Here is a 24,515-nt window from a genome sequence, read left to right as displayed (position 1 = left end):
CGTCCGCCCTCGGCGATCGAGCTCGCACGTCGGGCTCGCACGACGACGCCCGGCGCTCGCGGTGCTGCGGAGGCCGGGCGCCGTGTGGATCGTCACTGCTTGCCGAAGGCGTCCTTCGCGGCGTCCTTGACGTGCTCGCCGGCCTGCTTGGCCTTGGCCTGCGTCTGGTCGGCCTTGCCCTCGGCCTCCAGGCGCTCGTTGTTCGTCGCGGCGCCCAGGACCTCCTTGGCCTTGCCGCTGAGCTCCTCGGCCTTGTTGCGGATCTTGTCGTCCATGCCCATGTCGGGCCTCCTCTCGGATGCGGTCGTCGACCGCGGTGGGTGGTGCGCCGGCCGGGCGGCCGGCGCGGGGTCTGGGTTCGGATCGGCGTCAGGCCGCCCGGCGGTCCGACGCGACGGCGGCGCGGAGGCCGCCTGCGATGTGGACCAGGATCGGGGCGTCCGTGCCGAGCGCGTCGCGGGTGGCGCGCGCGGCCTCGGCCGCGCGGTCGACGACGCGGTCGAGCGCGGCGCCGGTGCGGGTGTGCACCACGACCCGCCACGCGGCCGCGCGGCGGCGCCGCCAGGGCTGCACCGACACGTCGAGCACGTCGGGGTGGTCGCCGAGCTCCTGGCGGAGCACGTCGCGGACGGCGGCGCGGTCGACGACCACCGAGCCGGCGACCGCCGCGTCGCCCGTGCGGCCCCGGCCTCGGGTCGCCGTGTGGACGATCGCCAGCACGAGGAGGGCGCCACCGGCCGCAGCCGACGCGATCGCCCAGTCGAGCGGGATCCCGAGCGGCTGGAGGGCCGCAGCAGCGTCGAGCGCGGGCTGCACCGGTGCGAGGGCGTCGGGCAGCGCCTGCCGCAGCACGAGCCACGCTCCGGCGGCGAGCCACGCGATGCCGAGCACGAGCAGCAGGATGCGGTTGAGGGGTCGGCTCGAGCGGCTCATGCCCGCTCCTCCTTCGCGACGACGCGCATCGCGCCGCGGGGGCGCAGGTGCTCGACGAGGGTGGTGCCGGCCTCGCGGGCGGCGGCGGCGTCGAGCCGGAAGCCGGTGGCGGGCCGCAGGGTGATGGCGGCGCTGCCGCGCCCCACGACGGTGCGGGCGCGGTCGGGGGTGGCGCGCGCGGCGCGTGCGGCCGTGCGGGAGATGGCGTTCGCGAGCACGCGGTCGTCCACGATCACGGCGATGCCGTCGCGCTTCAGCGCGTGGCGCTGGCGGCGCCCCGGGGCGAGCGCGAGCACGAGCAGGACGAGGCCGATCGCGGCCGCGGCGCCGCCGATGGCGATGCCGACCGGGCCCGCGGCGCCGGCGAGCGACGCGACGGCGTCGGCGCCGGGCAGCTGCACGCCGGGGATCGCGAGGCCCGCGCGATCGGCGAGCACGAGGGCGCCGGGCGCCGCGAGGGCGAGCGCGGTCGCCCACAGCGCGACGCTCGCCGAGAGCGAGCGCGAGCGGTGCAGCTCGCGGCGCTCGAGGCGGCGCAGCGCCCGGGCATCGCGCGTCGGCAGCGCCGTGCGCTCGGCGGGGTCGGTCTCGATCATGGTGGTCCTCCGTGGGTGATCAGCGGGCGCGCGGCGCCTCGTGGGCGATGCACGCGGTGATGCGCAGCTCGCATCCCGCGAGCGCTGCGCCGGTGATGGCGCCCGCCCGCTCGAGCAGGTGCCGGCGGGCGTCCTCCGCCGCGACGAGCAGCGGCTGGTGAGTCCGCCGCATCGGCCCCGCGATGCGCAGGGCGAGCGAGCCGCCGCGCTCGAGCACCTCGGCCCGCACCTCGGAGGGCGGGGCGCCGAGGGTCTCGGCGGCGACGGCTCGCACCGCCTGGCGCAGCGCGCGGGGCGCGATGCGGACCGAGCCGGGCAGCTCGAGGGTCATCCCGCGCTCCGGCCGCGCGCCGCGTCGACCGCGGCTCGCAGGTCGATCCGGCGCGTCGCGACGGCGCCCACGAGGGCGCCGATCGCGCCGAGCACGATCGCGAGCAGGAAGCCCCAGAAGCCCCAGGCCAGGCCGATCGCCGCGAGGGCGAGGCCGGTCAGCAGGCCGATCGTCACGGCGCTCATGCGACTCGCGACTCCTCGGGCTCGGGCTCGTCGCCCGGGATGTGGACGTCGCTCACGGTCACGTTGACCTCGGCGACCTGCATCCCCACGAGCTCGGTGATCGCTCGGCCGACCGCGCGGCGAACGCCCTCCGCGACGACCTGCAGCTGCTCGGGGTAGGCGACCACGATGGTCACGTCGGCCGCGACCTCCGTCTCGCCGACCTCGACGTGGACGCCCTGGCCCAGGTCCGTCTGGCCGATGGCGTCGCGGACCGCGCCGACGACGCGGGCGGCGCCGCCGCCGAGCGCGTGCACGCCGGGGACCTCCCGCGCCGCGATGCCGGCGATCTTCGCGACCACCGGGTCGACGACGGTCGTCGTGCCCTTGATCGCCTCGGTCTGCTGGGTGGTGCTCACAGCCATCTCTGTCTCCTCCAGGTCTGCGGCCCGCCTCGGTGGCGGGGCCTTCACGACTGGGACGTCATGCGCTCGGCATTCGTCACAGATCCGTCGCACGGATCTTCCGTTCGGCTGTCCTTCAGCGGAAGCCCAGGGGAGTGGATGGGCTCGATGGCTACGGTCGGCGCGAGATGAGCCCCGCACTCGACGCAGCGCCCGACGCCCTCCTCGCGCAGCGCGCGCAGGACGGCGACGATCGCGCGTTCGCCGTGCTCGTCCGGCGGCACTCGCCCTTCCTCGTCGCCTTCGCCACGCGCTACATGCGCAGCTCGAGCGACGCGGACGACGTGGTGCAGGAGGCGCTCATCACGGCATGGCGGAGGCTCGACGAGCTGCGCGAGCCCGAGCGCGTCCGCTCGTGGCTCGCGACCGCCGTGGCGCGGCGGGCCACCGACGTGCTCCGCACGCGCGCCCGGCGCGACGTGCAGCCGATGCCGGAGGTCGAGCAGGAGGACGACCGCTCGCCGGCGCCCGAGCGCGTGGCCGAGGGCCGGCTCGCGACGACCGCGCTGCGCGAGGCGCTCGCGCGCCTGCCGGAGGACCAGCGCGAGGTGTGGCTGCTGCGCGAGATGGCGGAGCTCTCGTACGACGAGATCGCGGAGCGCCTGGGCACGAGCCCGGCGACGGTGCGCGGACGGCTCTCGCGGGCCCGCAGCGCCGTGCTCGCGGCGATGGAAGGGTGGAGGTGACATGGACGAGACGATCGGCGACTCCGGGCACACGCTCGAGCAGCTCTCCGCCTACTTCGACGCCGGGCGCGTGCCGCGCATCGCGGCGATCGAGGAGGATGCGGAGTGCCGTGCGGTGCTGGCCTCGATGGAGCGGCTCTCGCGCCTCACGCGCGAGATGACCGACGAGGACGCCCGTCCCGTGGACGCGCCCTGGGTCGAGCGGGTGCTCTCGGTCGTGCGCAGCGAGGTGCGCGCCGGGCGCGACCTGCCGATCCGCGCGATCGACGAGCGCACCGAGACGACGGTCACCGAGGGCGCTCTGCGCGAGCTCGTGCGGCGCGCGGGCGACGGCGTCGAGGGCGTGCTCGTGGGCCGCGTGGCGCTGCGGCTCGACGACGGCGCGCTCGACGTGCGGCTCACCCTCGGCGTGCGCTTCGGCGCCCCGATGCGCACCCGCGCCGACGAGGTGCGCGCCGCCGTGCACGCGGCGCTCGCGCCCCACACGCCGGCGCCGCTGCGCCAGGTGGACGTCGTCGTCGACGACGTGTTCGAGATCGAGGAGTGACCATGGCTGACAGCTCCATCGCAGCCGACCGCCGCGAGCCGGAGGGCGGCGCGACGCCGCCCCAGGAGGTGGCCGAGCGCGCCGACGCCGCGGTCGTCGCGACGCCCGGCGTCGTGCGCGGCTACCGCGCCGCGCCCGCGATCGCCGGCGGTCTCGCGCCCTCGCCCGTGCTCGCCCACGTCTCGCTCGTGCCCGCGCGCAGCGTCGTCGTGAGCATCGGCGTCGACGAGGGCGCCGACTCCCGCGAGGTGGCCGCGGCGGTGGCCGCCGCCGTGCGGGCCGCCATGCCGGCCGACTGGGCCGACGTGCGCGTCCGCGTGCAGGTGCGGCGGATCGAGGCCGCCGAGGCCGCGGCCCCCGAGCTGCCCGCGGCCTGAGGCCGATCCGCCGCGCAGCAGCCGTGCCATGCGGGCGCACGACCGAGTGGGCGGCTCATAGCCGCAGGTGGGATGATGGAGGCACGATGCCTGCGCTGCGCGACGACCACCCGCTGAACACCCGCACCGGCGCCGCCCGCCTGGTGCGCGCCTACCGAGGCGACCGCCCCGACGTCACCCCGGTGTGGTTCATGCGCCAGGCCGGGCGCTCGCTGCCCGAGTACCGCGCCCTGCGCGTGGGCCGCGACATGCTCGACACCTGCCTCGACCCCGAGCTCGCCAGCGAGATCACGCTCCAGCCGGTGCGCCGCCACGGGGTCGACGCCGCCATCTTCTTCAGCGACATCATGATCCCGCTGCGCCTCGCGGGCGTCGACGTGACGATCGAGCCCGGCATCGGCCCCGTCGTGGCCGAGCCCGTGCGCACGCCCGCCGACGTGGAGCGCATCACGGCGCTCGACCCCGCGGTGCTCGACGAGACGCTCGAGCCCGTGCGCGAGGGCGTGCGGCGCACCGTCGCGGGCCTCGCCGAGCTCGGCGACGGCACGACCCCGCTCATCGGCTTCGCGGGCGCCCCCTTCACGCTCGCCGCCTACCTCGTCGCCGGGCGGCCCTCGAAGGACCACCTCGAGGCGCGCCGCCTCATGCGCGCGCACCCCGAGTCGTGGGATGCGCTCATGCGCTGGGCGGCCGACGTCACGGGCCGCTTCCTGCGCGCCCAGGTCGAGGAGGGCGCGAGCGCCGCGCAGCTGTTCGACTCGTGGGCCGGCTCGCTGCCGCTCGAGCAGTACCGCGAGCACGTCGCCCCCGCGAGCCGTCGCGCGCTCGACGCCGTGCGCGACCTCGTCGACGCCACCGGCCGCCGCGTGCCGCTCGTGCACTTCGGCGTCGGCGCGGGCGAGCTGTACGGCGCGATGGACCTCGACGTCGACTGCATCGGCGTCGACTGGCGCGTGCCGCTCGACGTCGCGCTCGAGCGCATGGACAGCGACGTCACCGTCCAGGGCAACCTCGACCCGGCGGTGCTCGGCGCCGACTGGGAGACCATCGAGGCCGCGATCGACCACGTGCTCGTCGCCGCCTCCGTCGCCCGCGCGCACGTGTTCAACCTCGGCCACGGCGTGCCGCCCGAGACCGACCCGGCGGTGCTGACCCGCATCGTGCAGGCGGTGCACGCCCGATGACCGAGCCCGCGCAGGCGGCAGACGCCGCCGCGCCGCGCTGGGACACGATCGTCGCCGGCGCGGGCATGGGCGGCCTCGTCGTCGCGCACGAGCTCGCCGGCCGCGGCTACCGCGTGCTCGTGCTCGACGCGGCCGACCACCTGGGCGGCGTCGCCTCCCGCCTCGAGCTCGACGGCCTCGCGCTCGACGCCGGCGCCGAGTCGTTCGCGACCCGCGGTGGCGCCGTCGCCGAGCTCGCTGCCGAGCTCGGCCTCGACGGCGACATCGTCGCCCCGAACGTCGCGGGCGCCTGGTTGCAGCTCGAGGACCGCGCCGTGCCGCTGCCGAAGGCGACGCTGCTCGGCATCCCCTCCTCGCCGCTGTCGCAGGACGTCATCGACGCGGTCGGCTGGGGCGGGGCGCTGCGCGCCTACGCCGACCGCCTCATGCCGGTGCTGAAGCTCGGCAAGGACGACGCGCTCGGCCCGCTCGTCCGCCGGCGCATGGGCGCCCGCGTGCTCGACCGGCTCGTGGCTCCGCTCGCCGGCGGCGTGTACTCGGCCGACCCCGAGGTGCTCGACGTCGGCACCGTCGCGCCCGGGCTCAACAACGCCATCACCCGCGCCGGCTCGCTCTCCGGCGGCGTCGCGCTCGTGCTCGAGGAGCGCGCGGCGGCCGTCGCGCGCGGCGACGCCGCGCCGTCGAACGCGTCGAAGCCCGGCTCGGCCGTGCTCGGCATCCGCGGCGGCGTCCACCGCATCGCCGAGCGGCTCGTCGAGCGCGCCCGCGAGCACCGCGCCGAGCTGCGCACCGGCGTCCGCGTCGCGACCGCCGAGCCGGTCGAGGCAGGCTGGCGCGTGGTGACGGAGGCGGGGGAGGCCCTCGAGGCCTCGTCGCTCGTCGTCGCGATGCCCGAGGCGCAGGCGCTGCGCGTGCTCGGCGGCCTCGACGGCTTCCGCGAGCTCGCAGGCTCGCCCGCGGCGGGCGGCGCCGGCGGCGTGACCGTCGAGCTCGTCACGCTCGTGCTGCCCGAGGGCGCCGTGCAGGGCGACCCGCGGGGCACCGGCGTGCTCGTCGCGGCCGACGTCACGCGCATCCGTGCCAAGGCGATGACCCACTCGAGCGCCAAGTGGTCGTGGCTGCGCGAGGCGGCCGCCGGCCGCGAGGTCGTGCGGCTCTCGTACGGCTCGGGCGCGGGCGCGCCCGCGACCGAGGGGCTCAGCGACGCGGAGGCGGCCGAGCTCGCGCTCGCCGACGCGAGCGCCATCCTCGGCACGACCCTGCCCGCGCCGCTCGCGAGCGCCCGGGTGCGCTGGGAGCAGGGCCAGCCGTCGAGCGTCGTCGGCGCCCGTGCCCGCCAGCAGGCGCTCCGCGCCGCCGCGGCCGCGCAGGCGAACCTCGTGCTCGTCGGCGCCGCCGTCGCCGGCACCGGCCTCGCGCAGGTCGTGCCGGATGCGCGGCAGGCCGCCACCGGCATCCGCCGCGAGGCGTTCGCGGTGCCCGGCACGCCCTGGACCGCCGACGTCGAGGCCGAGCTCGCCGCCCACGAGGCCGAGGTCGCCGCGCAGGACGCCGCCGCCCAGCAGACCCACGCGGCGGAGGACGCCGCATCCGAGCCCCGCTCCACCGAGACGGGCACCCACCGAGGAGAGGCATGACCGACCACGCCCACCACCACGACGCGGCCCACGACGCGGGCGCCGGCACCGACGCGCAGGCGTCGCACGACGGCTACACGCTCTTCACCGTGCACCGCCGCGGGACGGCCGTCGGCGCCGCTGCCGGCGCGCCGATCGCCGACGAGCTCGCCGCTGTCGAGGCGACGGGCGTCGTCGTCCGGGGCGTCTACGACGTCTCGGGCCTCCGCGCCGACGCCGACATCATGGTGTGGACGCACGGCGAGGACCCGCAGGCGCTGCAGGCGGCCGCGCGCCGCATCCGCCGCTCCGCGGAGCTCTCGGGCACGACGCTCACCTGGAGCGCGATGGGCGTGCACCGCGACGCCGAGTTCAACAAGTCGCACGTGCCGGGCTTCCTGCGCGGCATCGACGCCAAGGGCTGGATGACGGTCTACCCCTTCAACCGCTCCTACGACTGGTACCTGCTGCCGCCCGAGGACCGCAGCCGCATGCTCGCCGAGCACGGCCGCGCCGGCGCCGCCTACCGCGGCGTGCTCGCGAACACCGTGTCGGCGTTCGCGCTCGGCGACTACGAGTGGCTGCTGCCGCTCGAGGCCGACGACCTCACCGAGCTCGTCGACATGATGCGCGAGCTGCGCAACACCGAGGCGCGCCTGCACGTGCGCGAGGAGGTGCCCTTCTTCACCGGGCGCCGCATCGAGACCCACGAGATCGAGGAGGTGCTCGCATGAGCGAGCAGACCACCGGCGGCTGCTGCGGCGGCGGATGCTGCGGCGGGGCGCCGCTGCAGCAGCAGGAGGAGCTGCAGGCGCAGCAGGAGCAGGCGCCCGCGCGCCGCGAGACGAAGCCCGCGGCCGCGACCGGCGTCTTCCTCGCCGAGGGCGCCGCGGTGCCGAGCGCGACCCCGGCCGCCCAGGCGGGCCCCGAGCACGTCGAGGAGCCCGTCGCGTACGACGGCATCCTGCTCTCCGGCTTCGGCGGTCCCGAGGGCCAGGACGACGTCATCCCGTTCCTCCGCAACGTCACGCGCGGCCGCGGCATCCCCGACGAGCGGCTCGAGGAGGTCTCGACGCACTACCGCCACTTCGGCGGCGTCAGCCCCATCAACGAGCAGAACCGCGAGCTCGTCTCGGCGCTCCGCGCGGCGCTCGACGCGGCCGGCATCGACCTGCCGATCTACTGGGGCAACCGCAACTGGGCGCCCTACCTCGACGAGGCGCTGCAGGAGGCCTCCGCGGCCGGCGCGCAGCGGCTCCTCGCGATCCCCACGTCCGCCTACTCGTCGTACTCGTCGTGCCGCCAGTACCGCGAGGACTGGGCGGATGCGCTCGAGGCGACGGGCCTGCAGGGGTCTATGCAGATCGACAAGGTGCGGCAGTTCTTCAACCACCCCGGCTTCCTCGCGCCGTTCGTCGACGGCGTGCGCGCCGCGGTGGCCGAGGCGCACGACGCAGGCCTCGCCGACGCCGAGATCGAGGTGCTGTTCGCGACGCACTCGATCCCCACGGCCGACGCGGAGCGCTCCGGCGCGCCCGACCTGCACGAGTGGGGCGAGGGCGGCGGCTACGCCGCGCAGCACCTCGCGGCCGCCGAGTGGGTCATGGAGCAGTCGGCCCCCGAGGTCGCCTGGCAGCTCGTCTACCAGTCGCGCTCCGGGCCGCCCTCGCAGCCGTGGCTCGAGCCCGACATCAACGACGCCATCGAGGCGCTCCGCACCGACGGCGCGGGCGCCCGCAAGGCCGTCGTGATCGTGCCGCTCGGCTTCGTGAGCGACCACATGGAGGTCATGTGGGACCTCGACGAGGAGGCCATCGAGACGGCCACCGAGGCGGGCCTGTGGGTGCGCCGCACGCCGACGCCGGGCATCGACCCGCAGTACGTGGGCGCGCTCGTCGACCTCGTGCAGGAGCGGCTCGAGGGCCGGCCGGTCGCGGAGCGGAAGGCCGTCACGTCGATCCACACCTGGTACGACGTGTGCCGTCCCGGCTGCTGCGAGAACCCGCGGCTGGGCTTCCGGCCCGCGATCGCGGGGCTGCAGCCGTGACGCTCAAGGTCGGCACGCGCGGCTCGGCGCTCGCGCTCGCGCAGACGCGCGCCGTCGCGGCGCGCTTCGCCGGCGAGGTCGAGATCGTCGAGGTGACGACGCAGGGCGACGTCGACCGCACGTCGCTGTCGCAGCTCGGCGGCACGGGCGTGTTCGTCTCGGCGCTGCGCGACGCGCTGCTCGACGGCACCGTCGACGTGGCCGTGCACTCGATGAAGGACCTCCCGACGGCGCCGGCGGAGGGCATCGAGCTCGCCGCCGTGACGAAGCGCGAGGATGCGCGCGACGCCCTGTGCGCGCGCGACGGCCTGACGCTCGACGCGCTGCCCGAGGGCGCCCGCGTGGGCACCGGCTCGCCGCGGCGGGCCGCGCAGCTGCGCGCCGCCCGCCCCGACCTCGAGGTCGTCGACATCCGCGGCAACGTGCCCACGCGCCTCGCTCGGGCGCAGGGCGACGCCGAGACGGGGGAGGGCGCCGACCTCGACGCGGTCGTGCTCGCGCTCGCGGGCCTGCGCCGCCTCGGGCTCGAGGGCGCCGCGACCGACCTGCTCGACCTCTCGCGCTTCCCGACCGCGCCCGCGCAGGGCGCGCTCGCGGTCGAGGTGCGCGCGGGCGACGCCTCGGCGCGCGCCGCGGTGGCGAAGACCGACCACGTGGCGACGCGAGCCGCGGTCGACGCCGAGCGCCGCGTGCTGGCGGGGCTCGAGGCCGGATGCGCGGCGCCGCTGGGCGCGCGGGCCGAGGTCGAGGACGGCATGCTCTTCCTCACCGCCTCCGCCTACGCGCTCGACGGCTCGCGCCGCATCACCGCCTCGCACGCCCACACGCTGGACTCCGTCTCCGACCGGGCAGAGCTCGCGGAGGCGGCGCGCGACGTCGCGGAGCGGGCCGTGGCCGAGATGCTCGAGGGCGGCGCGGCTGAGCTGGTGGCGGCGGCGCGGTAACCACCCGTTGGTCGAGGAGGCCCCGCCCGCAGGGCGCGGCCGTCTCGAGACCATGCACCGAGCGCGAAGCTGCCGACGGCCGGGACTGGCGTCGCGGCGGAGGCGCGAAAGCGCCTCCGCCCAGAGCTCCAGCGCCCAGCTCCAGCGTCCTACACTGAACCCTTCCCCGACCCCGGAGGAGCCATGCGCGTCCTGATCCCCCGCGGAGGCACCTGGGGCGACGACGTCGCCCGACGCGTCGCCGATGCCGGCTTCGAGCCCCTCGTGCTGCCGCTCGTCACCATCGAGCCCGCCGAGGACCAGGAGCGCCTGCGCGCATCCCTCGACCTGCTCGCGGCCGGCCGCGTCGACTGGCTGGTCGTGACGAGCCAGTCGACGGTGCGGGTGCTACCGCGCATCCCCGCATCCGTGAAGGTCGCGGCGGTCGGATCGGTGACGGCGGCGTCGCTGCGCGAGCGCGGCGTGCCGGTGGCGTTCATCCCGACGCGGCAGTCGGCCGCGGGCCTGGTCGACGAGTGGCCGATCCGCGAGGGCCGCGTGCTGTGGCCGCACGCGCTCGACGCGCGCCCCACGATCGCCGAGGGCCTCCGCCGCCACGGCATGCAGGTGAGCGAGGTCGTCGCGTACCGCACGGTGCCGGTGTTCGACTCGAGCGACGAGCTGCTCGACGCGGTCACCGAGCAGACCGGCCCGCTGCCGGTCGTCGATGCGCAGCGGCTGCAGCGCGAGCTGCAGGCGTCGGGCCATGATGCGGATGAGGTGCTCACGGCCCTCGAGCCGGCCGAGACGCCGATCGACGCGGTGCTCGTCACCTCGGGCTCGGTCGCGAAGCAGGTCGCGCGGCTCGGCCTCTCGACTGAGACGCGCGTGATCGCGATCGGCGAGCAGACCGCCGAGGACTGCCGCAAGCACGGCCTGCGCGTCGCGGCGGTGGCCGCGCGCCCGAGCGCCGAGGCTCTGGTCGCCGCGCTCGTCGCCGCCGCCTGATGGCGTTTCCGCGCACCCTGCCGCGAGAGGTACGCGTCCGCCCGAGAGGTACAGGTCGACCCGTACCTCTGGGGCGGAGCGGTACCTGTCGCTGCTCCTCCTCGCGGAGGCCGCTGTCCGCGGGCGTAGCCTGAGCGCATGAGCGAGACCAACCGGGCGCTCGAGGCGCTCGCCGCATCCGGCCTCGACCACGAGGTGACGCGCCACGGCCGCGTCGGCTCGCTCGCCGAGGCCGCGGTCGCCCGCGGCGTCGAGCCGCGCGACCTCATCAAGACGATGGTCGTGCGCCGCGGCGAGGGCGACCACCTGCTCGTCCTCGTGCCGGGCGACCGCACGATCGCGTGGCCGAAGCTGCGCGCGCTCCTCGGCGTCAGTCGCCTGTCGATGCCGGATGCGGATGCTGCCTATGCGGTCACCGGCTTCCGGCGCGGCACGATCACGCCGTTCGGCACGACCACGCCGCTGCCGGTCGTGGCCGACGAGCGCGTGCTCGGCCGGCGCGTGTCGATCGGCGGCGGCGACCACGGCGTCGCGGCGACGGTCGACGGCGATGCGCTCGTCGCGCACCTGGGCGCGCAGGTCGCCGACGTGACGGAGCCCGAGCCGGAGCGCTGAGCCGACCCGCTCAGTCGGCCCGGTGATCCTCCGGCAGCGCCCGCAGCACCGCGAGCACCTGCTCCTCCGGCATCTCGCACGGCCGCAGCACCGTGCCGGCGCTCGTGCGCCACACGTTCGCGTCCATCCGCCCGGTGCCGCCGAGCTCCTCGCCCGCGATCGTCGCCGACCGCCCGCCGCCGTGCTCGACGCGGGTCAGCCCCCAGGCGCGCCCGTCGACCACCTGCCGCGACCAGCCCTCCGGCACCCGCGCGACGAGCGCATCCAGCTCCTCGCCCTCCACTCCCTCACTCTCGCACCCTCGACGTGCAGGCGCGCAGGGGTTCCGGATGAGCGGGCGGTGAGGTAGCGTTGCCGAGCCCTCGCCGGTGGTGTCAGCACCGGCGCACTCCTCCCGAGAGCAGCGAGATGACCGAGATCCACGGAGCCGCGACCGCGCGCTGACCCGACGACCACGCATCGTCGACGCATCCGTCAGCGCCTCCCCACGCTCTCGGAGGATCTCTCTTGGCACATCACGCCATCGCGCTCTCGCGCGTCCATCTCGCATGGCCCGACGGCACCGTCGCGCTCGACGGCGTCACCGGCGCCCTCGGCCACGGCACCACGGGCCTCGTCGGCCGCAACGGCGCCGGCAAGACCACCCTGCTCCGCCTCATCGCGGGCGAGCTGCGGCCGACCGACGGCGAGGTCGCCGTCCAGGGCACCGTCGCGACGCTGCCGCAGCGGCTCGCGCTCGGACCGGGCACGGTCGCCGACGCGCTCGGCATCGCGCCTGTGCTCGACGCCATCGCGGCGATCGAGCGCGGCGACGTCGCGCAGGCCCGCTTCGACGCCGTCGGCGACCGATGGGGCGTCGAGGCGGAGGCGCTCGGCGCGCTCGCCGCGCTCGGCCTGTCCGGCGACGCCGACCTGCTGCGCCGGCCCGTCGCGTCGCTCTCGGGCGGCGAGGCGGTGCTCGTCGGACTCGCGGCCATCCGGCTGCAGCGCGCCGACATCGCGCTGCTCGACGAGCCCACGAACGACCTCGACGCCGATGCCCGCGCGCGCCTGCACGAGGCGGTCGCGGACTGGCGCGGCACCCTCGTGGTCGTCAGCCACGACGTGGCGCTGCTCGAGCGGGTCGATCGCATCGCCGAGCTGCACGGCTCGACGCTGCGGGCGTTCGAGGGCCCGTACTCCGCCTACCGCGCCGCGATCGCGGTCGAGCAGGCGGCGGCAGCGCAGCACGTGCGGGATGCGGAAGCCGTCGTGCGGCGCGAGCGCCGCGACCGCATCGAGGCGAACGAGCAGCGGCAGCGGGCGGAGGCCGCCGGTCGTCGCGCGCAGCTCGCGGGCGGCATCCCGAGGATCGTCGCGAACGGGCTGCAGAACGCGTCGGAGCGCACCTCGGCGCGCTCGAAGGCGCTCCACGAGGGCCGTGAGGCATCGGCGGAGGCCGCGCTGGAGTCCGCGCGGGCGAAGGTGCGCGACGAGGGTGCGATCCGCATCGCCCTCCCTGACACCCGCGTGCCGGCCGGCCGCGACGTGCTCGCGCTCGCGCTGCCCGACGGCCGGCGGCTGGACGTGCGCGGCCGCGAGCGCATAGCGCTCACCGGCCGCAACGGCGCCGGGAAGTCGGCGCTGCTCGGGGCCGTCGCGCGCTGGGGCTCGGCGGCCGAGGCGCCGCCGGGTGCGCCGGAGCCGGCTGCGCGGGTGGTGCATCGGATCGCCGAGCTCGGGGTGCTGCCGCAGCGCATCCGATTCTCGGACGAGGCGGCGACGCTCGTCGAGGCGGTGCGCGAGACGGCGCCGGACCGCACGCCGGGGGAGGTGCGGGCGCAGCTCGCGCGCTTCCTGTTCCGGGGCGCGCGCGGCGACCAGCAGGTGGCCGAGCTCTCGGGCGGCGAGCGGTTCCGGCTCGCGCTCGCGCGGCTGCTCCTCGCGGATCCGGCGCCGCGCCTCCTGCTGCTCGACGAGCCGACGAACTCGCTCGACCTCGACTCCATCGACCGGCTCGTGGAGGCGCTGGGCGCGTTCGAGGGCGCCCTCGTCGTGGTGAGCCACGACGAGCCGTTCCTCGATCGGCTCGGCCTCACCCGCCGCTGGTCGATCGAGGACGGCGCCCTGCAGGACCGCCCCGCCTGAGGCGCGCGGGCCGCCTCCGCAGCCTGCTCGCGGCTCGAGGTGTGGTCACAGACGGCCCCCGCAGCGCCTCAGGAAGCGGCCATGTGTGACCACACCGGCACCGCACCCCGGATCCAGCCCACATCCAAGGTCGACCGGTAGCGTCGCTCGGCTGTGCGCCCGACGGCCATGGCAGCCGCACAGGACACGACACGACACGGTCGACGACGACAGGGGAGCGCACGATGCACTGGGACCAGCAGGAGCTCGACGAGGCGATCGCGGAGGGGCCCTTCTCGGGCGTCGTCGCGATCGACGTGGGCGGGGAGCGCGTGCTCGAGCGCGCCGAGGGGTGGATGCACCGCGGCTACCGCGTGCCGATGCGGGCGGATGCGCGCATCGCGGTCGCGAGCGGCAGCAAGGCGTTCACGGCGCTCGCGGTCATGCGGCTCGTCGAGGACGGCGCGCTGCGGCTCGACCAGCCGGTGCGCGAGCTGCTCGGCGACGACCTGCCGCTCATCGACGACGCGGTGACGATCGAGCACCTGCTCGGCCACACCTCCGGCATCGGCGACTACCTCGACGAGGAGGGCGACTGGGAGCCCTCCGAGTTCCCGCTCACGGTGCCGCCGCACGTGCTCACGACCGCGGAGGCGTTCCTGCCGCTGCTCGAGGGCTTCCCGCAGAAGTTCGCGCCCGGCAGCGGCTTCGCGTACTGCAACGGCGGCTACGCGGTGCTCGCGATCGTGCTCGAGCGCGTCGCGGGGGAGCCGTTCCAGGCGGTCGTGCGCCGCCTCGTGCTCGAGCCCGCGGGCCTCGAGGCGACCGACCACATCCGCCTCGACGCGCTGCCGGGCGACGCGGCGCGCCCTTACGTCTTCGACGAGGGCGACGAGGATGCGGTGCTGCGGCTGCCGGTGCTGGGCGCCGGCGACGGCGGCGCCTTCACGACGGCTGCCGACCTCCACCGCTTCTGGCTCGCGCTGCTCGACGGCCGCATCGTGCGGCGCGACACGCTCGCGACGATGATGGCGCCGCGCCACGAGGTGCCCGACGAGGGCAAGCGCGCCGGCCTCGGCTTGTTCCTGCACGGCGAGCACGAGGCGCTCATCGTGGAGGGCTGGGATGCGGGGGCGTCGTTCCGCTCGACGCACCTGGTCACGGCGCGCACGACGGTGAGCGTGCTCGGCAACTCCTCCGACGGCGGCTGGCCCGTCATCGGCGCGCTCGCGGATGCGGTCGACGCGGCGCTCGACGGCGCGGCGGGAGGCGGGAGCTCACCCGCAGCCTGAGGCGACAGCAGCGCCGACAGGTGCCCCGCGGGACGGCGGGTGCCGGTGCACCGGCACCTCCCGCCCCGCGGGGCACTGCTCGCCGAGCCCGCCCTGGCGCATCAGTAGCCTGGACGGCGGTGCGAGGGCGGACGAGCGGAGGCGGCGTGACGACGGGCGAGGGCGATCGCGAGCGGCTCGAGCGCGCCGAGGCGCAGCTCGCCGCGATCGCGAGCACCACCCACGACCTGCTCGACGTCGAGGACGCGACCGCGATGCTGCAGCGCATCGTCGACCGCGTGCACGACCTCGCGGGCGCCGACGTCACCTACCTCTCCGCGTACGACGCGCCGACCGACCAGCTCTTCGTGCGGGCGGTGCGCGGCTCCGAGACGGGTCGGTTCCTCGGGATGCGCGTGCCGGCCGGCGTCGGCGTCGCGAGCGAGGTGGTGCGTACCCGTGCCGCCCGGTCGGTGGCCGACTACGAGCAGATCGGCGCGCTGCCGCGCGATCCCGAGATCGACGCGATCGTGCGCGCCGAGGGCATCCACGCCATCCTCGGCGCACCGCTGCTGGCCGGCGGCGAGGTGCTCGGCGTGCTCTTCGCCGCCAACCGGGCCGCCCGGCGATTCGACGACGACGACGCGGCGCTCCTCACCGCGTTCGCGAGCCACGCGGCGATCGTGCTGCGGATCGCGGCCGTGCTCGACGAGCTCACCGCGAGCCGTCGCGAGGCGGATGCCGCCCGCGAGCGCGCCGAGCGGCTCGCGGCCGAGACGCTCTCGGCCTCCCGGCTGCACGGCGAGCTCACCGAGCTCATCGTCGACGGCGGCGGTCCCGACGACGTCGTCGCGGCGCTCGCGACGGCGCTGCAGCGCCCCGTGTGGGCGGTCGGCGTACAGGGTGAGGCGATCTGGGGCACCGCGCCCGTGCCCGAGGCGGGCCGGGGCGACCTCGCGCGCGCGGTCGTGCGCAGCGCGGGGACGGGCCGTGCGGCCGTGCTCGAGCGGGGTGTCGCGCGCGCGGCGATCGCGGTGCAGGCGGCGGGGGAGCGGATCGGGGCGCTGCTCGTGGGCGGCGGCACGCCGCTCAGCGACCTGCAGCGGCGCACGCTCGAGCGCTCGGCGCAGATCCTGGCGCTCGTCACGATGCAGCGGAGCGCCGTCTCGGACGCCGAGGAGCGCGTGCGCGGCGAGCTCGTGCTCGACCTCCTCGAGAGCGCCGACCCCGCGGCAGCAGTCCGTCGCGCCCGGCAGCGGGGTCTCGCGGTCGAGGACCCGTGGTGCGCGGTGGCGGTGCGCGTCGCGGAGGGCGATCGCGCCCGGGCCGCGGCCCGCGTGCGCCAGCTGCGCGGCGCGCTCGTCGCGACGGTGCCCGAGGGGTGCGCGGTGCTGCTGCCCGGCGGCGACGCCCAGGCGGCGGCGGACCGCACCGGCGAGGTGCTCGGCCCGGTGCCGGCGCTCGTGGTGGCGGATGCCGTGGCGACGCTGGGCGGCGCGGGCGAGGGGATGCGCGGCGCGGGTCGGGCGGCTCGACTGCTGCGCGGCCTCGGCCTCGAGCGGGCGACGACGACCGCCGCGTCCCTCGGCCCCTACGCCGCGATGTTCGACGACGACGGAGGCCGTGCCCGCGCGTTCGTCGACGCCGCGATCGGCGGGCTCATCGCCTGGGACGCCCACCGACGCACCGACCTCGTCGCGACGCTCGCGGCGCTGCTCGCCGCCCAGGGATCGTCGGTCGCCGCAGCGCGTGCCCTGCAGCTGCACGTGAGCACGGTGAAGCAGCGTGCCGCCCGCATCCGCGCCGTCCTCGGCGAGGGCTGGGACGAGCCGGAGCCGCGCTTCCGCGTCGAGGTCGCGGTGCGCCTCCACCTCGCGCTTCGCGCGCTCGAACGGACACATCCGACCGCCTGATTGCGTCCGGATCGGACACCTGCGCGGTCGCCCTCGGCCGCTTGACTGGTGCCGCTGACGACGGAGCAGCACGGAGGAGTGGCGACGATGGCACGGACGAGCAGGCTCAGCGGGCTGCGCAATCGCACGATCGAGGAGCGGCGGGCGATCGTCGCCGACGCCGTCGGCGACGAGCAGGCGCTCGCGGCGCTCGTGGACGGCGGCCTCGACGAGGCCCGCGCCGACCGCATGATCGAGCACGTCGTCGGCCGCATCGGCATCCCCGTCGGCGTCGCCACGAACTTCGTCGTCGACGGCCGCGAGGTGCTCGTGCCGATGGCGACCGAGGAGCCCTCCGTCGTCGCCGCGGCGAGCAACATCGCCCGCATGGCGCGCGAGCGCGGCGGCTTCACGACCTCGAGCACCGCGCCCATCATGCAGGCCCAGATCCACGTGATCGGCGTCGCCGACGTGCACGGCGCGCGCCTGCGCATCCTGGAGCAGCGCGAGGCGCTCATGGCGCTCGCCGACGAGCAGGACCCGAAGCTCCTCGAGCACGGCGGCGGCGTGCGCGACCTCGACGTGCGGATCGTGGAGCGGGAGGGACGCAGGCACCTCGTCGCGCACCTCCACGTCGACGTGCGCGACGCGATGGGCGCGAACGCGGTGAACACGATGGCCGAGGCCATCTCGGGCCGCGTCGCGGAGCTCGCGGGCGGCGAGCCGCTGCTGCGCATCCTCACGAACAAGGCCGACCGCCGCCTCAGCCGCGCCCGCGTGGTCATCCCCGCCGAGGTGCTCGGCGGCGCCGACGTCGTCGACCGCATGGTCGCGGGCGCGCAGCTCGCGGCCGACGACCCGTACCGCGCCGCGACGCACAACAAGGGCATCATGAACGGCATCAGCGCCGTCGTGCTCGCGACCGGCAACGACACCCGCGCCGTCGAGGCGGGCGCGCACTCGCACGCGGTGCAGGACGGCCACTACGGCTCGCTCTCGCGGTTCGAGCGCGGCGAAGGCGGCGACCTCGTCGCCACGCTCGAGCTGCCGATCGCGGTGGGCCTCGTGGGCGGCGCGACCCGCTCGCACCCCGCGGCGCAGGCGGCGGTCGCGCTCACCGAGGTGCGCACGGCGCAGGAGCTCGCGCAGCTCATCTGCGCGGTCGGCCTCGCGCAGAACGTGGCAGCGGTGCGCGCGCTCGCCGCCGAGGGCATCCAGCAGGGCCACATGGCGCTGCACGCGCGCAACGTGGCGGTCGCCGCGGGCGCGGAGGGCGACGAGATCGAGGCGGTCGCGGCGCGGCTCGTCGAGCAGCGCGCCGTGCGCGCCGACGTCGCCGAGCGCGAGCTCGTGGCGCTGCGGTCGGGCGCATGAGCGACCCGCTCGCGCTCGGGCTGCCGATGCGCGTCCGAGCCGAGGGCCTCCCCGAGCGCGTCACGATCTGGGAGGTGGGCGCCCGCGACGGCCTCCAGGCCGAGGCCGTGTCGCTCGAGCCCGCACGCCGCGCCGAGCTCGTGCGCCGCCTCGCGGCCGCCGGCGCCTCCGTGATCGAGGCCGGCAGCTTCGTCCGCGCCGACCGCGTGCCGCAGATGGCCGGCTCCGACGCGGTGCTGCGCGAGCTCGCCGACGTCGAGGCGCGCCTCCCCGTCCTGACCCCGAACCTCCGCGGGCTCGACGACGCGCTCGCCGCGGGCGCGCGCGAGGTCGCCGTCTTCCTCAGCGCTACCGAGTCGTTCTCCGAGGCCAACCTGGGCGCGCCGAAGGCCCGGTCGGAGGCGGCGGCCGAGGCCGTCGTCCGCGCCGCGGTCGAGCGCGGCGTGCGCGTGCGCGGCTACGTCTCCATGGTCTTCGGCGACCCGTGGGAGGGCGCCGTCGAGGCCGCCCCGACCGTCGAGCTCGCGCAGCGCCTCCTCGACTGGGGCGTCGACGAGGTCTCGCTCGGCGACACGATCGGCGTCGGCACCCCGGGTGCCGTGCGCGCGCTCGTCGACGCGCTGCAGGAGGGCGGGGTGCCGGTCGAGCAGCTCGGCCTGCACCTCCACGACACCTACGGCCAGGCGCTCGCGAACGTGCTCGCCGGTCTCCAGGCGGGCGTCACTGTCTTCGACAGCGCCGTCGCGGGCACCGGCGGCTGCCCGTTCGCGCGCTCGGCGACGGGCAACCTCGCCACCGAGGACCTCGTCTGGATGCTCGACGGCCTCGGCATCGAGCACGGCATCGACCTGCCGGCGCTCGCCGGCACCGGCGCATGGCTGAGCGACGCGCTCGGCCGCGCCACGACATCCCGCGTGGCGAAGGCGCTCGCGGGCGGAAGGGAGGCGCGATGAAGCGCTCGTACCTGGAGGTGTGGGGCGACACGGTCGACGGCCGCCACCTGCTCCTGTCCATCCTGCTCGGCGTGGGCCTCGCGACCCCCGCGTACCTGCTGGCCGCGTGGGGCTTCTCGCAGACCGACGTCGAGCCGGCGCTCGCGAAGTCGTACGCGCTGCTCGTCGGGCTCGGCGCCTGCGTGCTCACGGGCGTGCTCGCGGCGCGCATCTTCCCGCCCAAGCGCGTCCTCGTCGACGCGGCCGCGGATGCGGGCTCGCGCGAGGAGGCGATGGACGCGATCGAGGCCGAGTACGGCCCGCTCGGCGACCCCGACGAGCTGCCCGCCGCCGTGCTGCGCGAGGTGCAGGAGCTCGGCCTCTACGAGGACCTCGCCCGCCAGCACGCCAAGCGCGCCGCCCGTGAGGCCGCCGCGCCCGCCGACCCGCGCTCCGAGCAGGAGGCGAACCGCTGATGGAGCTCCTCGACCTCACCCTCTGGGCCCTCGGGATGGCGCTCATCGGCGCCATCGTGTTCGGCCTCCTCGGCCTCGTCTCGGGCACCGACGAGACGGCGACCATCGCCCCCGTGACGCTGCTCGTCATCCTCCTCGGCGTCCCGCCGGCCGGCGTGTTCGCCTTCTTCATGGCGGCGATCGCGTCGAAGCACATCACCCATGCGGTGCCCACCACGCTGCTCGGCATCCCCGGCGACACCATGGCCGCGCCGCTCCTGCGCGACGCGCAGATGCTCCGCGAGCTCGGCGTGCCGCACATCGCGCTCCGGAAGGCCATCTCCGGCGGCGTCGTCGCGGCGATCATCGCGGTGCCCCTCGCCGTGCTCTTCGCGCTCGTGCTCACGCCGTTCGCCGACGCCATCAGCTCGGTGGCGCCGTGGCTCTTCCTCGGCGCCGCGATGCTCATCGCCTTCCTCTCGAAGGGCCGCTGGGCGGCGCTGTTCGCGCTCGTGCCGTTCGTGCTGCTCGTCGTCGGCCTGCAGGCGTTCGCGACCTCGACGACCGGCAGCGGCCTGTCGATCTCGTTCTTCCTCGGCATCGCGACCGGTCCGCTCATCGCCGACCTCTTCCTGGCCTCGAGCCCCGCGGGCCGCAAGCTCATCGGGCGCGACGACCAGCGCACGTTCGAGCTCGCCGCCGACACGCGCACCTGGAAGGGGCGCATCCCGAACCCGCTGCGGGTCCTCGACCGGAAGCAGCTCGGCTACACGACCGCGGCGGCCACCGTGTCGAGCGCGACGTTCGTGTTCTCGCCCGTGGCGATGACGGTGCTCATGGGTGAGCTCTTCGGCACCCGCTTCAAGAACGGCTACCACCGCCTCACGTCGACGATGTCGATCCGCAACGGCACGACCGAGTCGACGTACATCGCCGAGACGCTCATCCCGCTCATCGCGATCGGCCTGCCGCTCTCGCCGATGGCCGCCGGTCCGGCCAACCCGCTGTTCAACGCCCCGCCCGTCTACACGATCGACGCCGAGGCGGGCACGACGAACAACCTGCACGACATGCTCGAGCCGTGGCAGTTCCTGGTGTTCGGCCTCCTCGCGGTCATCGTCGCCGTCGTGATCAGCTACCCGTTCGCGATGACGCAGGCGCACCGCGCGGCTCGCTGGGTGATGCGGAAGGTCTCGCACGAGGCGATCATCGGCGCCTTCGCGGCGCTCATCGTGGTGATCTGCCTCTACGAGCGCGGCCTGGTCGCGATCCTCGTGGCGCTCACGGTCGGCCTCGTCGGCGGCCTGCTCAACCGCATGTTCAACATGCACACGGGCGTGCAGTTCATGGGCTTCTACGTCGCGGCGCTGTCGGTGCCGGCGATCATGGCGCTCGTGGCCTGACCGCCTCCGGACCGCGCCGACAGGTGCGCTCCGACCTCCCGGGTGCCGGTCCACCCGCACCCGGGAGGCGGAGGCGCACCTGTCGACGCGTGTGCGTCCGGCTCGGATGCGCGTCGCACGGTGCGCATCGCACGGTGCGCATCGCCCGGTGGCATCATCGCCCCATGAGCGACCCGCACGTGCTCGGACCCGGCCTCGCGCCGACGCCGTTCACCGCCGACGAGATCCGCGCCGGCTGCCCCGACGGGCACCTGCTCGTGATCCGCGCCGTGGACGCCGACGGTGCCGCGACCCTGCGGGCGAACCGCTTCGAGGACGGGGATGCGGAGGGCGCGACGATCGCGGCCGGCGCCGCCGATCCCGACGGGGCCTGGCTCGGCGAGCCGGCTCGGGCGCGCGCGACGTGGCTCGAGCTGCAGGCCCACGCCGCGTTCCCCGCCGACCGCACGACGATCGTCGCCGAGCGCGTGGCGCTCGCGATCGGCGAGCGCGACTGCCTCCGCTACGAGGTGGCGTCCGAGGAGGGAACGAGCACCTTCTTGTTCGCCATCGAGCATCCCGGGATGCCGCTGCGGTACGCCGCGGGCGGCGCGCTCGTAGAGGTCGTCGCGATCCGCTGACGCCCGCCCGCACCCCGTCGCCGCCCGGTGGACCCCATCCTGCGGCGTGGACCCGAACCTTCGGGTCCGCCGATCAGGATCGGGTCCACGAGGCGCGCCGGTCGACGGCGCTGCGCCGCGGGCGCGACGGGCGCGTTCAGCCGATCCGCGAGTGCTCGCCGAGCCGGTGCCAGGTGCGGTCGTGGTGCACGAGCCCGTCGGCGGCGCCCGGCTCGCGCTCGACGTGCGCCTCGAGCGCATGCGCAGCGACGACGGTCGACGAGCCGGCCTCCATGCGGGAGATGACGGCGCAGCGCACCCAGGCCCGGACCCCGTGGAACGCGGGCTCGCCCGTCGCCAGCCGGCGCCACGACGAGCGGTCGGCGAAGCGGTCGGCGCCCCGCTCGGCGCCGAGGCGCGCGAGGGCGAGGTCGTCGGCGTCGAGCAGGTGCACGACGACCGTCTCGGCCCGCACGATCGAAGCGGCGGCGGACGACTGCGTCGACACCGAGAAGATCAGCAGCGGCGGCTCGGCGCTCACCGACGACACCGAGGTGGCGGTGAGCGCGACGGGGCCGTCGCCCGCATCCGCGGCGATCACGGCGACGCCGCCCGCGTGCCCGCGGAACAGGCCCTTGAAGGCGTCGGCCGAGAGCGATCCAGCCTGCAGCCGCGCGGCCGCGTCGCCCGGCTCGGGGGCGGAGGCGGCGGTCGCGGCGACGTGGTGCATGCTCCCGACGCTAGCGATCGGCGCGGGGCCGCGGCCCGCATCCGGCCCCATGTTGCGCCGCGTGACGCCGCTCACGGCACCACGACGGCGCGCCCGCGCACGTTCCCGTCGTGCAGGTCGGCGTACGCCTGGAGCGCCTGCGAGATCGGGTAGGTCTGCGTCTCGATGCGGATCTCGCCGCGCTTCGCCATCCCGACCAGCTCGAGCAGCGACGCGCGCGTGCCCCACAGCGAGGTGCGCACCTCGACGTCGTACGGCGCGGCGAGCAGCCCCACCTTCGCCGAGCCGCCGCCGGCGCCCACGCAGACCACGGCGCCGCCCACCTGCACGGCCGCCATCGCGGTCGCGCCCGTGGCGTCGATGCCGACGAAGTCGAGCACGACCTCCGCGCCGATCCCGTCCGTCAGCTCGCGCACGCGCGCCGCCGCGTCCGCGTTCGACTCGACCGTCTCGTGCGCGCCCATCTCGCGCGCGAAGGCGAGCTTCTCCTCGCCCACGTCGAGCGCGATCACCTTCGCCGAGGTCAGCTGGCGCAGCAGCTGGATGGCCACGTGGCCGAGGCCGCCGGCGCCGATCACGACGGCCGTCGACCCGCCGGTCAGGTGCGGCAGCACCTTCTTGATCGCCTCGTAGGGCGTGAGCGCGGCGTCGGTGAGGGATGCGGCGCGCACCGGGTCGAGGTCGCCGATCGGCACGAGGTGGCGGGCGGTGTCGACGACCATGTACTCCGCCATGGCGCCGTCGCGGCCGAGGCCGGGGGAGACCATGCCGCGCAGGCACAGCTGCTCGCGGCCGCTCGCGCACATGGCGCACACGCCGCAGCCCCAGCAGCCGTAGACGATGACGGCATCGCCCACCTCGACACCGGTAGCGCCCTCGCCGAGCGCCTCGACGACGCCCGCGGGCTCGTGCCCGAGCGTCATCGGCATCGGGTACGGGTAGCCCTCCTCGGGGAACGACATGACGACCTCGTCGGAGTGGCAGAGGCCGGATGCGGTGATGCGCAGTAGCACCTCGCCGGGTCCGGGCTCGGGCCGCTCGACCTCGACGAGCTCGGGCCGCTCGCCGAAGGTCGTGTACCGGACTGCCTGCATGGTCTGCGTCTGCGTCGTGTCGCGCATGGAGTCGCTCCGTTCTCGGGAGGGCGGTCGCGCACGTCTGGCGTGCCGGAGCCTCGCTGCGCACCCAAGGCTACGCCTGTCGTGCAGGCCGCGCGCGCCGCCGGGATCGCCGTCGCCGCCTCGCGCCCTGGACCCCTCCGCGCATCCGGGACCCGCTCGAACGGGTCCCGGATGCGCGACGGGGTCCCGGACCCGGGCCTGGCACCGGGACGCGGCCCGCGCGGCCCGCATCGAGGCCCGCTGCGAGCGTCAGCGCGCGCCGACGCCGCCGTCCACGCGCCACTGCGCGCCCGTGACGAACTCCGCCTCGTCGCTGCCGAGGAAGACCACGACGTTCGCGATGTCACGCGGGGTGGCGAGGCGCCCCGCCGGGATCGCGGCCGAGAAGTCGATCGCGTCCGGGTCGCCGTCGGGGCCCGCGAAGCCCGCGGCGATGCGCTTGACCATCTCCGTGCTGACGCCCGAGGGGTGCACGGAGTTGATGCGCACGCCCGTGCCGGCCATCTCGAGCGCCGCTGCCTTCGTGATGCCGGTGACGGCGTGCTTCGAGCCGATGTAGGCGAGCACGTTGGGGCTGCCGTCGAGGCCCGCCTCGCTCGAGGTGTTGATGATCGCGCCGCCGCCTGCCGCGGCCATCACGGGCGCCACGTGCTTGAGGCCGAGGAAGACGCCCTTCGCGTTGATCGCGAAGGTGCGGTCGAAGTCGTCGACGGAGAGGTCGGTGAACGGTCCCATGCGGCCCTCGATGCCGGCGTTGTTGAAGAACACGTCGATGCGGCCGAAGGCGTCGAGCGTCTCCTGCACGTAGCGCTGCACGTCGGCCTCGTCGGTCACGTTCGCCGTGATCGTCAGCACCTCGCCCAGGCCGTCGAGCTCGGCCTTCGTCCGCTCGAGCGCCTCACTCGAGATGTCGACGATCGCGACCTTGGCGCCCTGCTCGAGGAACGCCTTCGCCGTCTCGGCGCCGATGCCGCCCGCACCGCCGGTGATGAGCACGCCGCGTCCGCGGTGATCCGTCATGTCAGTCTCCTTCGACCTCCCGGCCGCCCCGGTCTGGGCGACACCTGTTGTCCAAGCCTAGGAGCGCCCGCTTCGCTCCGGCTGGACGCGTTCGCGGACCCCACCCCCCGAACGGGACCCC

At 75.8% G+C, this 24,515-nt stretch carries 28 protein-coding genes; 18 read left to right on the top strand and 10 right to left on the bottom strand.

Translation table 11 applies throughout. The features are described 5' to 3' along the window. Positions 1-92 precede the first annotated feature (92 nt). The 6 genes from IEW90_RS00270 to IEW90_RS00245 all read right to left on the bottom strand — a co-directional run bounded on the left by IEW90_RS00270 (position 93) and on the right by IEW90_RS00245 (position 2,449). Positions 93-281 carry a CsbD family protein gene (locus IEW90_RS00270; protein WP_188714804.1) on the bottom strand — a complete coding sequence of 63 codons (189 nt, stop codon included), beginning with the start codon at positions 279-281 and terminating at the stop codon, positions 93-95. 88 nt (positions 282-369) lie between these two features. Continuing rightward, positions 370-933 carry a hypothetical protein gene (locus IEW90_RS00265; RefSeq protein ID WP_188714802.1) on the bottom strand — a complete coding sequence of 188 codons (564 nt, stop codon included), beginning with the start codon at positions 931-933 and terminating at the stop codon, positions 370-372. After that, positions 930-1,529, bottom strand: a complete 600-nt coding sequence (locus IEW90_RS00260) for a hypothetical protein (protein WP_188714800.1) — start codon at positions 1,527-1,529, stop codon at positions 930-932. The genes IEW90_RS00265 and IEW90_RS00260 overlap by 4 nt, the downstream gene beginning before the upstream one ends. Before the next feature lie 19 nt (positions 1,530-1,548). Beyond that, the gene (locus tag IEW90_RS00255; protein ID WP_188714798.1) at positions 1,549-1,860 is read right to left on the bottom strand and encodes a hypothetical protein; all 312 of its coding nucleotides are present in this window, start codon (positions 1,858-1,860) and stop codon (positions 1,549-1,551) included. Then, positions 1,857-2,045, bottom strand: a complete 189-nt coding sequence (locus tag IEW90_RS00250) for a hypothetical protein (RefSeq protein WP_188714796.1) — start codon at positions 2,043-2,045, stop codon at positions 1,857-1,859. Before IEW90_RS00250 ends, IEW90_RS00255 begins: the two co-directional genes overlap by 4 nt. Continuing rightward, complete coding sequence (locus IEW90_RS00245; RefSeq protein WP_188714794.1) at positions 2,042-2,449, bottom strand: Asp23/Gls24 family envelope stress response protein; 408 nt, start codon at positions 2,447-2,449, stop codon at positions 2,042-2,044. The genes IEW90_RS00250 and IEW90_RS00245 overlap by 4 nt, the downstream gene beginning before the upstream one ends. A gap of 167 nt (positions 2,450-2,616) precedes the next feature. On the opposite strand from IEW90_RS00245, the gene IEW90_RS00240 reads away from it, so the two are divergent. From IEW90_RS00240 to IEW90_RS00200, 10 genes are all read left to right on the top strand, one after another. After that, a complete protein-coding gene (locus IEW90_RS00240; RefSeq protein WP_188714792.1) occupies positions 2,617-3,174 on the top strand; it encodes an RNA polymerase sigma factor in 558 nt (185 codons plus the stop codon). Position 3,175: 1 nt separating this feature from the next. Further along, the gene (locus IEW90_RS00235; RefSeq protein WP_188714790.1) at positions 3,176-3,721 is read left to right on the top strand and encodes a hypothetical protein; all 546 of its coding nucleotides are present in this window, start codon (positions 3,176-3,178) and stop codon (positions 3,719-3,721) included. 2 nt (positions 3,722-3,723) lie between these two features. Continuing rightward, positions 3,724-4,098, top strand: coding sequence for a hypothetical protein (locus IEW90_RS00230; RefSeq protein WP_188714788.1), 375 nt, complete (start codon positions 3,724-3,726; stop codon positions 4,096-4,098). 86 nt (positions 4,099-4,184) lie between these two features. After that, positions 4,185-5,282: a uroporphyrinogen decarboxylase gene (hemE, locus tag IEW90_RS00225; RefSeq protein WP_188714786.1), complete on the top strand. Its 1,098-nt coding sequence runs from the start codon at positions 4,185-4,187 to the stop codon at positions 5,280-5,282. Then, entirely contained in the window at positions 5,279-6,919 is a 1,641-nt protein-coding gene (hemG, locus tag IEW90_RS00220; protein WP_188714783.1) for a protoporphyrinogen oxidase, read from the top strand. Before hemE ends, hemG begins: the two co-directional genes overlap by 4 nt. Beyond that, positions 6,916-7,632 (top strand): hydrogen peroxide-dependent heme synthase, encoded by a 717-nt coding sequence (gene hemQ / locus IEW90_RS00215; RefSeq protein WP_188714781.1) that lies wholly within the window; start codon positions 6,916-6,918, stop codon positions 7,630-7,632. Before hemG ends, hemQ begins: the two co-directional genes overlap by 4 nt. Then, complete coding sequence (locus tag IEW90_RS13745) at positions 7,629-8,945, top strand: ferrochelatase (RefSeq protein ID WP_229679416.1); 1,317 nt, start codon at positions 7,629-7,631, stop codon at positions 8,943-8,945. Before hemQ ends, IEW90_RS13745 begins: the two co-directional genes overlap by 4 nt. Further along, positions 8,942-9,889: a hydroxymethylbilane synthase gene (hemC, locus tag IEW90_RS13740; RefSeq protein WP_229679415.1), complete on the top strand. Its 948-nt coding sequence runs from the start codon at positions 8,942-8,944 to the stop codon at positions 9,887-9,889. The genes IEW90_RS13745 and hemC overlap by 4 nt, the downstream gene beginning before the upstream one ends. A gap of 183 nt (positions 9,890-10,072) precedes the next feature. Beyond that, positions 10,073-10,876 (top strand): uroporphyrinogen-III synthase, encoded by an 804-nt coding sequence (locus IEW90_RS00205; protein WP_188714780.1) that lies wholly within the window; start codon positions 10,073-10,075, stop codon positions 10,874-10,876. 138 nt (positions 10,877-11,014) lie between these two features. Beyond that, positions 11,015-11,491 carry an aminoacyl-tRNA deacylase gene (locus IEW90_RS00200; RefSeq protein WP_188714778.1) on the top strand — a complete coding sequence of 159 codons (477 nt, stop codon included), beginning with the start codon at positions 11,015-11,017 and terminating at the stop codon, positions 11,489-11,491. Positions 11,492-11,501: 10 nt separating this feature from the next. On the opposite strand, the gene IEW90_RS00195 is transcribed toward IEW90_RS00200, so the two are convergent. Then, positions 11,502-11,774, bottom strand: a complete 273-nt coding sequence (locus IEW90_RS00195) for a peptide methionine sulfoxide reductase (protein WP_188714777.1) — start codon at positions 11,772-11,774, stop codon at positions 11,502-11,504. Between the two features lie 224 nt (positions 11,775-11,998). On the opposite strand from IEW90_RS00195, the gene IEW90_RS00190 reads away from it, so the two are divergent. The 8 genes from IEW90_RS00190 (at position 11,999) to IEW90_RS00155 (ending at position 21,544) form a co-directional block, all read left to right on the top strand. Continuing rightward, positions 11,999-13,618 (top strand): ATP-binding cassette domain-containing protein, encoded by a 1,620-nt coding sequence (locus tag IEW90_RS00190; protein WP_188714775.1) that lies wholly within the window; start codon positions 11,999-12,001, stop codon positions 13,616-13,618. Positions 13,619-13,842: 224 nt separating this feature from the next. After that, positions 13,843-14,889, top strand: a complete 1,047-nt coding sequence (locus IEW90_RS00185; RefSeq protein ID WP_188714774.1) for a serine hydrolase domain-containing protein — start codon at positions 13,843-13,845, stop codon at positions 14,887-14,889. 146 nt (positions 14,890-15,035) lie between these two features. Continuing rightward, positions 15,036-16,781 (top strand): helix-turn-helix domain-containing protein, encoded by a 1,746-nt coding sequence (locus IEW90_RS00180; protein WP_188714773.1) that lies wholly within the window; start codon positions 15,036-15,038, stop codon positions 16,779-16,781. Positions 16,782-16,868: 87 nt separating this feature from the next. Further along, positions 16,869-18,134, top strand: a complete 1,266-nt coding sequence (locus tag IEW90_RS00175) for a hydroxymethylglutaryl-CoA reductase, degradative (RefSeq protein ID WP_188714772.1) — start codon at positions 16,869-16,871, stop codon at positions 18,132-18,134. Beyond that, a complete protein-coding gene (locus IEW90_RS00170; protein WP_188714771.1) occupies positions 18,131-19,087 on the top strand; it encodes a hydroxymethylglutaryl-CoA lyase in 957 nt (318 codons plus the stop codon). Before IEW90_RS00175 ends, IEW90_RS00170 begins: the two co-directional genes overlap by 4 nt. Next, a complete protein-coding gene (locus IEW90_RS00165; protein WP_188714770.1) occupies positions 19,084-19,542 on the top strand; it encodes a hypothetical protein in 459 nt (152 codons plus the stop codon). Before IEW90_RS00170 ends, IEW90_RS00165 begins: the two co-directional genes overlap by 4 nt. Beyond that, entirely contained in the window at positions 19,542-20,924 is a 1,383-nt protein-coding gene (locus IEW90_RS00160; protein ID WP_188714768.1) for a tripartite tricarboxylate transporter permease, read from the top strand. The genes IEW90_RS00165 and IEW90_RS00160 overlap by 1 nt, the downstream gene beginning before the upstream one ends. A gap of 164 nt (positions 20,925-21,088) precedes the next feature. Next, positions 21,089-21,544 carry a hypothetical protein gene (locus IEW90_RS00155; protein WP_188714765.1) on the top strand — a complete coding sequence of 152 codons (456 nt, stop codon included), beginning with the start codon at positions 21,089-21,091 and terminating at the stop codon, positions 21,542-21,544. A 136-nt stretch (positions 21,545-21,680) separates the two neighbouring features. On the opposite strand, the gene IEW90_RS00150 is transcribed toward IEW90_RS00155, so the two are convergent. The 3 genes from IEW90_RS00150 to IEW90_RS00140 all read right to left on the bottom strand — a co-directional run bounded on the left by IEW90_RS00150 (position 21,681) and on the right by IEW90_RS00140 (position 24,394). After that, on the bottom strand, positions 21,681-22,253 hold the full coding sequence (locus IEW90_RS00150; protein WP_188714763.1) for a flavin reductase family protein: 573 nt from the start codon (positions 22,251-22,253) through the stop codon (positions 21,681-21,683). A gap of 71 nt (positions 22,254-22,324) precedes the next feature. Next, positions 22,325-23,374 (bottom strand): NAD(P)-dependent alcohol dehydrogenase, encoded by a 1,050-nt coding sequence (locus IEW90_RS00145; protein WP_308421845.1) that lies wholly within the window; start codon positions 23,372-23,374, stop codon positions 22,325-22,327. Positions 23,375-23,623: 249 nt separating this feature from the next. Beyond that, a complete protein-coding gene (locus IEW90_RS00140; protein WP_188714761.1) occupies positions 23,624-24,394 on the bottom strand; it encodes an SDR family NAD(P)-dependent oxidoreductase in 771 nt (256 codons plus the stop codon). Between the last annotated feature and the right edge of the window lie 121 nt (positions 24,395-24,515).

The sequence above is a fragment of the Agrococcus terreus genome (assembly GCF_014645235.1).
In the GTDB taxonomy this organism is placed as follows: domain Bacteria; phylum Actinomycetota; class Actinomycetes; order Actinomycetales; family Microbacteriaceae; genus Agrococcus; species Agrococcus terreus.
This window is presented reverse-complemented; position numbering and strand designations above follow the sequence as displayed.

What these genes read in the sequence shown, in the direction of transcription:
- IEW90_RS00270 (WP_188714804.1), bottom strand. Translation starts at nt 281, where the DNA reads ATGGGCATGGACGACAAGATCCGCAACAAGGCCGAGGAGCTCAGCGGC.
- IEW90_RS00265 (WP_188714802.1), bottom strand. Translation starts at nt 933, where the DNA reads ATGAGCCGCTCGAGCCGACCCCTCAACCGCATCCTGCTGCTCGTGCTC.
- IEW90_RS00260 (WP_188714800.1), bottom strand. Translation starts at nt 1,529, where the DNA reads ATGATCGAGACCGACCCCGCCGAGCGCACGGCGCTGCCGACGCGCGAT.
- IEW90_RS00255 (WP_188714798.1), bottom strand. Translation starts at nt 1,860, where the DNA reads ATGACCCTCGAGCTGCCCGGCTCGGTCCGCATCGCGCCCCGCGCGCTG.
- IEW90_RS00250 (WP_188714796.1), bottom strand. Translation starts at nt 2,045, where the DNA reads ATGAGCGCCGTGACGATCGGCCTGCTGACCGGCCTCGCCCTCGCGGCG.
- IEW90_RS00245 (WP_188714794.1), bottom strand. Translation starts at nt 2,449, where the DNA reads ATGGCTGTGAGCACCACCCAGCAGACCGAGGCGATCAAGGGCACGACG.
- IEW90_RS00240 (WP_188714792.1), top strand. Translation starts at nt 2,617, where the DNA reads ATGAGCCCCGCACTCGACGCAGCGCCCGACGCCCTCCTCGCGCAGCGC.
- IEW90_RS00235 (WP_188714790.1), top strand. Translation starts at nt 3,176, where the DNA reads ATGGACGAGACGATCGGCGACTCCGGGCACACGCTCGAGCAGCTCTCC.
- IEW90_RS00230 (WP_188714788.1), top strand. Translation starts at nt 3,724, where the DNA reads ATGGCTGACAGCTCCATCGCAGCCGACCGCCGCGAGCCGGAGGGCGGC.
- hemE (WP_188714786.1), top strand. Translation starts at nt 4,185, where the DNA reads ATGCCTGCGCTGCGCGACGACCACCCGCTGAACACCCGCACCGGCGCC.
- hemG (WP_188714783.1), top strand. Translation starts at nt 5,279, where the DNA reads ATGACCGAGCCCGCGCAGGCGGCAGACGCCGCCGCGCCGCGCTGGGAC.
- hemQ (WP_188714781.1), top strand. Translation starts at nt 6,916, where the DNA reads ATGACCGACCACGCCCACCACCACGACGCGGCCCACGACGCGGGCGCC.
- IEW90_RS13745 (WP_229679416.1), top strand. Translation starts at nt 7,629, where the DNA reads ATGAGCGAGCAGACCACCGGCGGCTGCTGCGGCGGCGGATGCTGCGGC.
- IEW90_RS00205 (WP_188714780.1), top strand. Translation starts at nt 10,073, where the DNA reads ATGCGCGTCCTGATCCCCCGCGGAGGCACCTGGGGCGACGACGTCGCC.
- IEW90_RS00200 (WP_188714778.1), top strand. Translation starts at nt 11,015, where the DNA reads ATGAGCGAGACCAACCGGGCGCTCGAGGCGCTCGCCGCATCCGGCCTC.
- IEW90_RS00185 (WP_188714774.1), top strand. Translation starts at nt 13,843, where the DNA reads ATGCACTGGGACCAGCAGGAGCTCGACGAGGCGATCGCGGAGGGGCCC.
- IEW90_RS00175 (WP_188714772.1), top strand. Translation starts at nt 16,869, where the DNA reads ATGGCACGGACGAGCAGGCTCAGCGGGCTGCGCAATCGCACGATCGAG.
- IEW90_RS00170 (WP_188714771.1), top strand. Translation starts at nt 18,131, where the DNA reads ATGAGCGACCCGCTCGCGCTCGGGCTGCCGATGCGCGTCCGAGCCGAG.
- IEW90_RS00165 (WP_188714770.1), top strand. Translation starts at nt 19,084, where the DNA reads ATGAAGCGCTCGTACCTGGAGGTGTGGGGCGACACGGTCGACGGCCGC.
- IEW90_RS00160 (WP_188714768.1), top strand. Translation starts at nt 19,542, where the DNA reads ATGGAGCTCCTCGACCTCACCCTCTGGGCCCTCGGGATGGCGCTCATC.
- IEW90_RS00155 (WP_188714765.1), top strand. Translation starts at nt 21,089, where the DNA reads ATGAGCGACCCGCACGTGCTCGGACCCGGCCTCGCGCCGACGCCGTTC.
- IEW90_RS00150 (WP_188714763.1), bottom strand. Translation starts at nt 22,253, where the DNA reads ATGCACCACGTCGCCGCGACCGCCGCCTCCGCCCCCGAGCCGGGCGAC.
- IEW90_RS00145 (WP_308421845.1), bottom strand. Translation starts at nt 23,374, where the DNA reads ATGCGCGACACGACGCAGACGCAGACCATGCAGGCAGTCCGGTACACG.
- IEW90_RS00140 (WP_188714761.1), bottom strand. Translation starts at nt 24,394, where the DNA reads ATGACGGATCACCGCGGACGCGGCGTGCTCATCACCGGCGGTGCGGGC.